At 71.0% G+C, this 9223-nt stretch carries 6 protein-coding genes; 1 reads left to right on the top strand and 5 read right to left on the bottom strand.

The genetic code is table 11. The annotated features are described in order from the left end of the window. Positions 1-565 precede the first annotated feature (565 nt). From rpmA to AB0J95_RS37015, 4 genes are all read right to left on the bottom strand, one after another. Complete coding sequence (gene rpmA, locus AB0J95_RS37030) at positions 566-841, bottom strand: 50S ribosomal protein L27 (protein WP_364768915.1); 276 nt, start codon at positions 839-841, stop codon at positions 566-568. Positions 842-855: 14 nt separating this feature from the next. Next, positions 856-1170 carry a 50S ribosomal protein L21 gene (rplU, locus tag AB0J95_RS37025; protein ID WP_364769303.1) on the bottom strand — a complete coding sequence of 105 codons (315 nt, stop codon included), beginning with the start codon at positions 1168-1170 and terminating at the stop codon, positions 856-858. 167 nt (positions 1171-1337) lie between these two features. Beyond that, positions 1338-4742, bottom strand: coding sequence for a translation initiation factor IF-2 N-terminal domain-containing protein (locus AB0J95_RS37020; RefSeq protein ID WP_364768912.1), 3405 nt, complete (start codon positions 4740-4742; stop codon positions 1338-1340). Between the two features lie 225 nt (positions 4743-4967). Further along, positions 4968-5696 carry a TIGR03936 family radical SAM-associated protein gene (locus tag AB0J95_RS37015; protein WP_364768909.1) on the bottom strand — a complete coding sequence of 243 codons (729 nt, stop codon included), beginning with the start codon at positions 5694-5696 and terminating at the stop codon, positions 4968-4970. Positions 5697-5928: 232 nt separating this feature from the next. Here AB0J95_RS37015 and AB0J95_RS37010 point away from each other — a divergent pair, with 232 nt between their 5' ends. Beyond that, positions 5929-7293 (top strand): S8 family serine peptidase, encoded by a 1365-nt coding sequence (locus AB0J95_RS37010; RefSeq protein WP_364769301.1) that lies wholly within the window; start codon positions 5929-5931, stop codon positions 7291-7293. Here AB0J95_RS37010 and AB0J95_RS37005 read toward each other — a convergent pair. After that, positions 7290-9212, bottom strand: a complete 1923-nt coding sequence (locus AB0J95_RS37005; RefSeq protein ID WP_364768907.1) for a TIGR03960 family B12-binding radical SAM protein — start codon at positions 9210-9212, stop codon at positions 7290-7292. The two genes, AB0J95_RS37010 and AB0J95_RS37005, sit on opposite strands and share 4 nt — an antisense overlap. Positions 9213-9223 lie beyond the last annotated feature (11 nt).

Here is a 9223-nt window from a genome sequence, read left to right as displayed (position 1 = left end):
CTGCCGCTAGCCCGACCGCGGCCGATAGCCAGGCCGTCTCGCCGCCGACCCACCGATTGAGCCGCGACCCTCTGCTGGCCCACCTGCGCCCGACAGCCAGCTCGTCTCGACGCCAAACCCTGAGCCGTAACTTGCGGCTGTCCGACCGCCGTCGACAGCTAGGTCCTGTCCGAGCGAGCCCACCGGTTGCGTTGTGGCTTGTGCCTGGTCCGGCCGTGATCGACAGCCGGTCGTGTCGGCGCTGCTTCCGCGAATTGGTCCTGACCTGAGGCCCACCTGGGTGTGGTCGACGGCCGGATCGGTCAGGTCGGGCGGCGGCTCGGCTCGACGCGGCCCGGTTGTGGACTGTGGTTGGTCTGACCGTGGTCGACGGTCGGAGTACCTGCCCGGTTGTCGGCTGAGGTCCGTCGTGGCCGGGGTTCGCCCGGTCGCGGTTGACGGCTTGGGTGGGACCTGGGGTCGCGGTGGGTGCGCGAGGGTCGGGCCCACGGGGGCCTCTGGTGGGGGTGGACAGACTGAGGGGCGGGCCGGTGTGGTGATCGGCCCGCCCCTCAGGAGGTGTGTGTCAGGCAGAGGCCTCGGCGGGGGCCTCAACCGGGACGATGTTGACGGTCTTGCGGCCGCGCTTGGCACCGAACTGGACCGCGCCCGGGGCGAGGGCGAACAGGGTGTCGTCCTTGCCGCGGCCGACGTTCACGCCCGGGTGGAACTTGGTGCCGCGCTGGCGGATCAGGATCTCACCGGCCTTCACCACCTGGCCGCCGAACCGCTTGACTCCGAGGTACTGCGGGTTGGAGTCACGGCCGTTGCGGGAGCTCGATGCGCCCTTTTTGTGTGCCATGGCTGGTCAGGTCCTTACTTGGTGATGCCGGTGACCTCGACGCGGGTCAGCTTCTGACGGTGACCCTGCCGCTTGTGGTAGCCGGTCTTGTTCTTGAACTTGTGGATGCGGATCTTGGGGCCCTTGGTCTGGGCGACGACCTTGCCGGTCACCGAGACCTTGCCCAGCGCGTCGGCGTCGGTGATGACGTCGCCGCCATCGACAAAGAGCACTGCGGGGAAGCTGAGCTCTGTGCCCGGCTCGCCCTCGAGCTTCTCGACCTCGACGACGTCGCCCACGGCGACCTTGTACTGCTTGCCGCCGGTCTTGACGATCGCGTACGCGGACACGGAAGTCTCCTGCATTACTCGTTGGTGATGGGGGGCCACGCGCGCCCTGGCCTGCCTTTTCCACACAGTGCCGGGCTGCACACGACGTGACCCGCTGGAAGGCGGGCCACGTACTAGGTTACCTCAGGGCTGCCGCTACCCGTACAACGGGGTGTACGGGGTCGCTGTCAGCCCTCCTGACCTGCGTTGACCGGCGGACCGGCCGGACGGGACGCGGACCTGCGGCGCTGGCGGCGCGGCGGGGTGTACGCGACCTCGTCGTCCACCCCGGGCGGGATCTCCGCCGCTCCGGCGTGGCCGTTCAACGGGGTCTGCGGCGCCGATGCGGAACCGTCAAAGCCCGCCGAGGTGATCTCGGACTCACCCACGGCCTGCTCGCCTTCGGCCGACGAGACATCCGCCGTGCCTGGGGATACCCCAGCCGGGGCGTCCGAAGACTCCGACGGAGCAGCCACCGCGCCTGCCTCGGCAGCCTGGGCCGGGGTGGCCGAGGTTCCGGCTGCGGGCTCGCCTGCGGCAGAAGCGGCCTCAGCGGTCCCCTCCACGCCAGCCTCGGCAGGCTGCGCCGAGGTGGCGGAACCCTCCTTGGCCTGCTTTCCGGTGGTTGAGACGGCTGCAGGCTCGTCACCCGACGCCGAGGGCGCTTCGGTCTCGGTGGACGCAGGGTCCACAGCCGGGGCGGGAGCTTCCGCAGCCCTGCCTGAGGCACTCCCCGCCTGGGTCGGTGCACCGGTGGCGGTCTGGTCAGGCCCGGCCGGGGAACCGGCCGCAGCGGACGCGGCCCAGGCACCGGCCTCATCGGTGGTGTCCGACGAGGTGGACGTGGCCGAGGTTCCGGCGGCTTCGGCCGGGGCCGAAGCGTCCGCGGCGGTCACGTCCGGAGTGGTGTCCGCGTGGGGCGCGGCCGGGGTGTCCGTGGCGGTCACGGGGTGGGTGCCGGGCTCGTCGTGGGACGGGCGGGGCTGCTCGGCGTCGTACTCGTGGGTGACCTCGATCTCGGGGTGCGCGGTGTGCACGATGTCGAGGCTGCCGACCTGTTCGGGGGCGGCCAGGATCGACTCGGCGGTCACCGGCTCGGCGAGTGTGGGGTCGGTCACGTCGGCGACGCCCGCAGCGGTGGTGGAGTCGGCGCTGGCGGACTCAGCGGTCGCGGCGGCTGCGGCCTCGGCTGCCTCCGCCGCCTCGGCACGGGCCCGCTCGGCCTTCGCCCGGCGTTCGGCCCGGGTGGGCCGCTCGCGGGTGCGCCCGGTGGGCTGCGCGTCCTTGTCCTTCTCCTCCGCCTTGGCGACGGCCGGCTTGGGCGGGGCGGCCTGGTGGCCGTGCTGGTGGCCGTTGCCGTTGCCGCCGTTCGTGCCGTTACCGCGCACGATCGGCTCGGTGGAGACGATCACGCCCCGGCCCCGGCAGTGCTCACAGGTGGCGCTGAACGCCTCCAGCAGCCCCGTGCCGACCCGCTTGCGGGTCATCTGCACCAGGCCCAGCGAGGTGACCTCGGCGACCTGGTGGCGGGTGCGGTCCCGGCCAAGGCACTCGGTCAGCCGGCGCAGCACCAGGTCCCGGTTGGACTCCAGCACCATGTCGATGAAGTCGATCACGATGATGCCGCCGATGTCGCGCAGCCGCAGTTGGCGGACGATCTCCTCGGCCGACTCCAGGTTGTTGCGGGTGACGGTCTCCTCGAGGTTGCCGCCGGACCCGGTGAACTTGCCGGTGTTCACGTCGATCACGGTCATCGCCTCGGTGCGGTCGATGACCAGGTAGCCGCCGGAGGGCAGCCAGACCTTGCGGTCCAGCGCCTTCATCAGCTGCTCGTCGATGCGGAACTCGGTGAACACGTCGGTGGCGCCGACATGCCGGGACAGCCGCTCCTGCAGGTCCGGCGCGACGTGCCGGACGTAGGCGTCGATGGTGTCCCAGGCGTCGTCGCCCTGTACGACCAGCGCGGAGAAGTCCTCGGTGAACAGGTCGCGGACGACCTTCACCAGCAGGTCCGGCTCCTCGTAGAGCAGGGTCGGCGCGGTGGCCTTCTTGACCTCGTTGGTGCCCTCGGCCTTGTCCTTGATGACCTGCCACTGGGCCTGCAGCCGCCGCACGTCGCGGGCCAGCTCGTCCTCGCTGATGCCCTCGGAGGCGGTGCGGATGATCACGCCCGCGTCCTCGGGCACGATCCGCTTGAGGATGTCCTTGAGCCTGCGCCGCTCGTTCTCCGGCAGCTTGCGGCTGATGCCGGTGGCGCCGCCGCCCGGCACGTAGACCAGGAACCGTCCGGGCAGGCTGATCTGCGTGGTCAGCCGGGCGCCCTTGTGCCCGACCGGGTCCTTGGTGACCTGCACGAGCACGCTGTCGCCGGTCGACAGCGCCTGCTCGATCCGGCGGGCCTTGCCCTCCAGGCCGGCGGCGTCCCAGTCGACCTCACCGGCGTAGAGCACGGCGTTGCGGCCGCGGCCGATGTCCACGAACGCGGCTTCCATGCTGGGCAGCACGTTCTGCACGCGGCCCAGGTAGACGTTGCCGACCAGCGAGCCGGTGCCCGACGAGGTGACGAAGTGCTCGACCAGCACGCCGTCCTCGAGCACGCCGATCTGGGTGCGGTCGGCGCGCTCGCGGACGACCATCGTGCGGTCGACCGACTCGCGCCGGGTCAGGAACTCGGCCTCGGACAGGATCGGGGCACGGCGGCGGCCGGCCTCGCGGCCGTCCCGGCGGCGCTGGCGCTTGGCCTCCAGCCGGGTCGAGCCGCGCACGCTGCGGACCTCGTCGCGGTCCTGGGCGGGCGCCTTCTCGGCCTTGGCGGTCTTCTCGTCGCGGGCCTCGCGGACGTGCACGACGGTGTTCGGCGGGTCGTCGTCACCAGGGCCGGACTCGTCGGAGTCCGAGCCCTTGCGGCGACGGCGGCGACGCCGGCGGCGGTTCACACCGTCGTCGGCCGCGTCCTCGCCCTCGTCGGTCTCGGCGGCATCCTGGGCCTCCGGCTCCTCGGCGGCGGCCTCGGGCTCGTCCTGGTCGTCGGCGCCGTCGTCGGCCTGGCCACCGCGTCCACGGCCCCGGCCACGACGGCCGCGGCGGCGACGGCGGCGGGAGCCGGCATCGTCATCGGTGCCGTCGTCCTCGACGGCCTCATCGGCGTCGGTGTCCTCCTCCTCGGCCGTCTCCTCGACGACCTCGGGCTGCGGCGGCGCCGGGCGCGTCCGGGCCTCCGGCGGCAGGAACACCGGCGAGGCCGAGGCGAACAGCGGCTGCTGGGGACGGCGGCCGGACTGCTGCGGCTCGGGCTCCTCGGCGGCTGTCTCAGCCGTCTCGGACGTCCCGGCCTCCGGTTCGGCCGGGGCGGGCTCGGCGGGCGTCTCCTCGTCGTCCTGCGGGGCGAGCGCGTCGACGACGCGCTGGGCCACCTCGCGGCTCACGCTGGACTGCGCGCTGCGCACTTCCTCGTTCAGGTCCGCCAGTGCGCCCATCACCTCGCGGCTGCTCGCGCCGAGCAGCTTGGCGAGGGCGTGCACCCTGATCTTCGGCGGCAAATCGATCAGGTCCCGCTCGGTGCTGTCACCGGCGGGCGTGGTCGTGTCCGACATGTAGCTCCTCCGCCCCCGGGCGCGTCCATACTCGGACGCGGCCGCACGGGGGCCTCTCTGTTCGGTTCCGCCGCGTTTCGGCGGCGGACGTTTGTCTTCCGCGGTCCTCGTCGCCTTCCCCTGACGATGGACCGTTGCAAAGCAGTCCTGCCTGGTCCGCCGCGAAGCCGGGGGGCTCCGGCGGCGGGAAACCTCGCCTCACGTCACCCGTCGGGGTGACACAGGTCAGCTGTGGACGTCGTCCCGAGGCGACTCTGGCACCCGGTCCGGGGCCAGCGGGTCGGCAATACCGCCGCCATCGTCGAGCCGTCCCTGGGCCATCCGGGTCGCCTTCGCGGGCACCGGCGGTTCCAGGCCGGCGACGACACGGAGCGCGCTCAGCACGTCGTCCGGCCGTACAGCAGGTGTTGTCTGCCGTACAACTACCTCAAGTATCCCACACGGTTCGCCGGCCGCCGACACTTCACGGGTCCGGGCGCGTACAACCGCAGGTCGGACATTGATTGTGCGCATGCCGCCCTTGGTCAGCCGCTCCACTTCGGCCACCTCGGCCGCCAGCAGGGCCTCGACCGCGGCGGTCAGCGTGGCCGGGGCAACGCCGGGCACTTCGATCTCCCAGCGGGAGCCGTCGACCCGGTCGGCCAGCGAGCCGGGACCCGCCTCCACCGCCTCGAGCACGTCCAGGCCGGGGGGCATGGCCTTGTCCAGCTCGGTGGCGAGGGTCGCCGGGTCTCTCTTCTCAACCAGCTGGATCTCGACGTATTCCGCCTCGCTGGCCGCGCCGGTGGGCGCGGCGCCGATCCAGGAGATCTTGGGGTGCGGGTTGAAGCCCTGGGAGAACGCCATCGGCACGCCGGCCCGGCGCAGCGCGCGCTCGAAGGCCCTGGCGATGTCCCGGTGTGATGTGAAACGCAGCCGGCCGCGTTTGGCGTAGCGCAACCGGAGCTTCTGCACCCCTGGTGGCGACGGGTTGGGCTGATCTTGACGGCTCAGCGTTACTCCTTCTGGTGGACTGGGGCGGCTCCGCTGGTGCACACCGGTACTCGGCTGGCACCGTACCCGCAGGCGCAATTGTCCCGATGAACTTGTCTGACCGACCGGGCGTGGCTACCGTCCCGCAAGGTGGACAGCCGGTAACCCCGAGCCGGCGACCCTGCGATGGAGGTTTTTCGTCGTGCTCCGCCGGCTGAGGGTGGCAGCGGTGCTGACGGCAGTGCTCGCGGCGACGTGCACACTGCCGGCTGTTGCCGACCCCGCTAATGCCGCATGCGTCGAGGCAGGCCAGCAGCTGCGGTACGTCGTGTTGTTCGACCGAGGCACCAGCCAGACCCAGGCGCAGACCGAGATCACCGCATCGTGTGGCACGACCAGCGTGTACTACCCGCAGATCGCGGTGGCCGTGGCGAACGGCGACCCGGACTTCGGCGACCGGTTCGGCTCCGATCGGGCGTTCAGCGCCCAGGCGGCCGGCAAGCAGGCCGGAGCCAAGAAGGCCGACGAGACGACCAGGGCGCCCCGCCGGGCGTCCGTGCCGAGCACGGACCGCACCGACGAGCAGTGGGACATGGCGATGATCAACGCCGACGCGGCCCACGAGATCACCGAGGGCAGCCGCAACGTGGTGGTCGGCGTGCTGGACTCCGGGATCGACGCGACCCACCCCGACCTGCGCGCCGCGGTGGACCCGAACCTCTCAGCCGGCTGCGCGACCGGCAAAGCGGACACATCGCCGGCCGCGTGGGCGCCGGGTAAGTCCGCGCACGGTACGCACGTAGCCGGGACGATCGCGGCGGCCGACGACGGCAAGGGCATCACTGGTGTGGCTCCTGGGGTTCGACTGGCGTCCGTGAAGGTCGTCGACGACACCGGGCACATCTACCCGGAGTACGCCATCTGCGGCTTCATGTGGGCCGCGGAGGAGCGCATGACGATCACCAACAGCAGCTACTTCGTCGACCCGTGGCTGTTCACCTGCTCGCGGTCCGGTCAGCGGGTGGTGCGGGACGCGTTGAGCCGCGCGGTCACCTACGCGTCCGGCCGGGGCGTGCTGAACGTCGCCGCGGCCACCAACGAGAACGTCGACATGGCCAACCCGCCTGACCCCAGCTGCCGCGTGCTACCCGCAGGCCTACGGGGTGTGCTAGCTGTCTCGTCGGTGGGACAGGACAAGTTGAAGGCTGGCTACAGCGCTTACGGACTGGGCGTGATCGACGTGACCGCGCCCGGTGGCGAGCAGCGCCGTGGGCACAGTGACCCTGACAGTGGTTGCATCCTGTCGACGGTGCCTGGTGGGTACGCGCGCTACTGCGGTACTTCCATGGCTGCGCCGCATGTTTCGGGCGTGCTGGCGTTGCTCGCGTCCACGCACCCGGGTGCTTCGCCGACGTCGCTCACGCGCATGTTGAACAACCAGGCCGAAAGCGTGCCCTGCCCGGCCGACTACGACCTCAACGGCACCGGAACGCAGGACGCGTACTGCTCGGGGTACGCGCCCTACAACGGCTTCTACGGCCACGGCCTCGTGAACGCCCTGGCCGCCGTCACCGACTAGACCGGGGTCAGTGGCAGGAGTTTCTTGCCGGTGGGGCCGACTTCGATGGCCGTGCCCATGGTCGGGCAGACGCCGCAGTCGAAGCACGGGGTCCAGCGGCAGTCGTCGAGTTCCTGCTCGTCCAACGCGTCCTGCCAGTCGTCCCACAGCCACTGCTTGTCCAGCCCGGAGTCCAGGTGGTCCCAGGGCAGGACCTCGTCCTCGGTGCGTTCGCGGGTGGTGAACCAGTCCAGGCTCACGCCCTGCGGCTCCAGTTCGGTGGCCGCCGCGGAAATCCAGCGCTCGAAGGAGAAGTGCTCGCTCCAGCCGTCGAACCGGCCACCCTCGCGCCAGACCCGCTCGACGACCCGGCCGACGCGGCGGTCACCGCGGGACAGCAGGCCTTCGATCAGGCTCGGTTTGCCGTCGTGGTAACGCATTCCGATGTTGCGGCCGAGGCTGCGGTCGGAGTTCACCGCGGCACGCAGCTTGCGCAGCCGCTCGTCCACGGTGTCCGGGTCGCACTGGGCGGCCCACTGGAACGGGGTGTGCGGCTTGGGCACGAACCCGCCGATCGAGATGGTGCAGCGGATGTCGTTGCGCCCCGAGGCTTTCCGGCCCGCGCGGATGACTTCCTGGGCCATGGCCGCGATCTGCAGGACGTCCTCGTCGGTTTCCGTTGGCAGGCCGCACATGAAGTACAGCTTCACCTGGCGCCAGCCGTTCGCGAAGGCCGCGCTGACCGTGCGGATGAGGTCCTCCTCGGACACCATCTTGTTGATCACACGGCGGATCCGCTCGCTGCCGCCCTCCGGCGCGAACGTCAGGCCCGAGCGCCTTCCGTTGCGGGACAACTCGTTCGCCAGGTCCACGTTGAACGCGTCGACGCGCGTGCTGGGCAGCGACAGGCCAGTGTTGGTGCCCTCGTAGCGGTCCGCGAGGCCCTTGGTGATCTGCGCGATCTCCGAGTGGTCCGCGCTGGACAGCGACAGCAGGCCGACCTCCTCGAACCCGCTGGCGTCCAGGCCGGTGCGGACCATTTCGCCGATGCCCTCGATGGACCGCTCGCGCACCGGGCGGGTGATCATCCCGGCCTGGCAGAACCGGCAGCCGCGGGTGCAGCCGCGGAAGATCTCCACGCTCATCCGCTCGTGCACGCTCTCGGCCAGGGGGACCAGCGGCTGCTTCGGGTACGGCCACGCGTCCAGGTCCATCGTGGTGCGCTTGGCGATGCGCTCCGGCACCCGCGGACGGTTCGGCGTGATCGAGGCGATCCCGCCTTCGGGCAGGTAGGTCACGTCGTAGAAGCGCGGGATGTAGACGCTGCCGGTCTCGGCGAGCCGGGTGAGCAGCTCGTCGCGGCCGCCGGGGCTGCCCTCGGCCTTCCACGCGCGAACGATGTTCGTGATGTCCAGGACGGCTTCCTCGCCGTCGCCGAGCACCGCGGCGTCGATGAAGTCGGCCATCGGCTCGGGGTTGAACGCGGAGTGGCCGCCCGCGACCACCACCGGGTGCTCCTCGGTGCGGTCTGCGGCGTGAATCGGCACCCCCGCCAGGTCCAGCGCGGTGAGCAGGTTCGTGTAGCCCAGCTCGGTGGCGAAGCTCACACCGAGCAGGTCGAACGCGCCGACCGGGCGATGCCCGTCGACGGTGAACTGCGGCACGCCGTGCTCACGCATCAGCTTCTCGAGGTCCGGCCAGACCGCGTAGGTGCGCTCGGCCAGCACGTCGGGCTGCTCGTTGAGGATCTCATACAAGATCATCACGCCCTGGTTGGGCAGGCCGACCTCATAGGCATCCGGGTACATCAGCGCCCAACGGACGGTGGCGGCATCCCAGTCCTTCACCGTCGCGTTGAGCTCGCCGCCGACGTACTGCACCGGCTTGGCCACCTTGGGCAGCAGCGACTCCAGCTCCGGGAAAACGGACTCAACACTCACAGCGAACCAGA

It is taken from the genome of Actinocrispum sp. NPDC049592 (assembly GCF_040675465.1).
In the GTDB taxonomy this organism is placed as follows: Bacteria; Actinomycetota; Actinomycetes; order Mycobacteriales; family Pseudonocardiaceae; genus Kibdelosporangium.
Note: the sequence above shows the minus strand (reverse complement) of the source record. Positions and strands in the feature narration are given on the sequence as shown.

What these genes read in the sequence shown, in the direction of transcription:
- rpmA (WP_364768915.1), bottom strand. Translation starts at nt 841, where the DNA reads ATGGCACACAAAAAGGGCGCATCGAGCTCCCGCAACGGCCGTGACTCC.
- AB0J95_RS37020 (WP_364768912.1), bottom strand. Translation starts at nt 4,742, where the DNA reads ATGTCGGACACGACCACGCCCGCCGGTGACAGCACCGAGCGGGACCTG.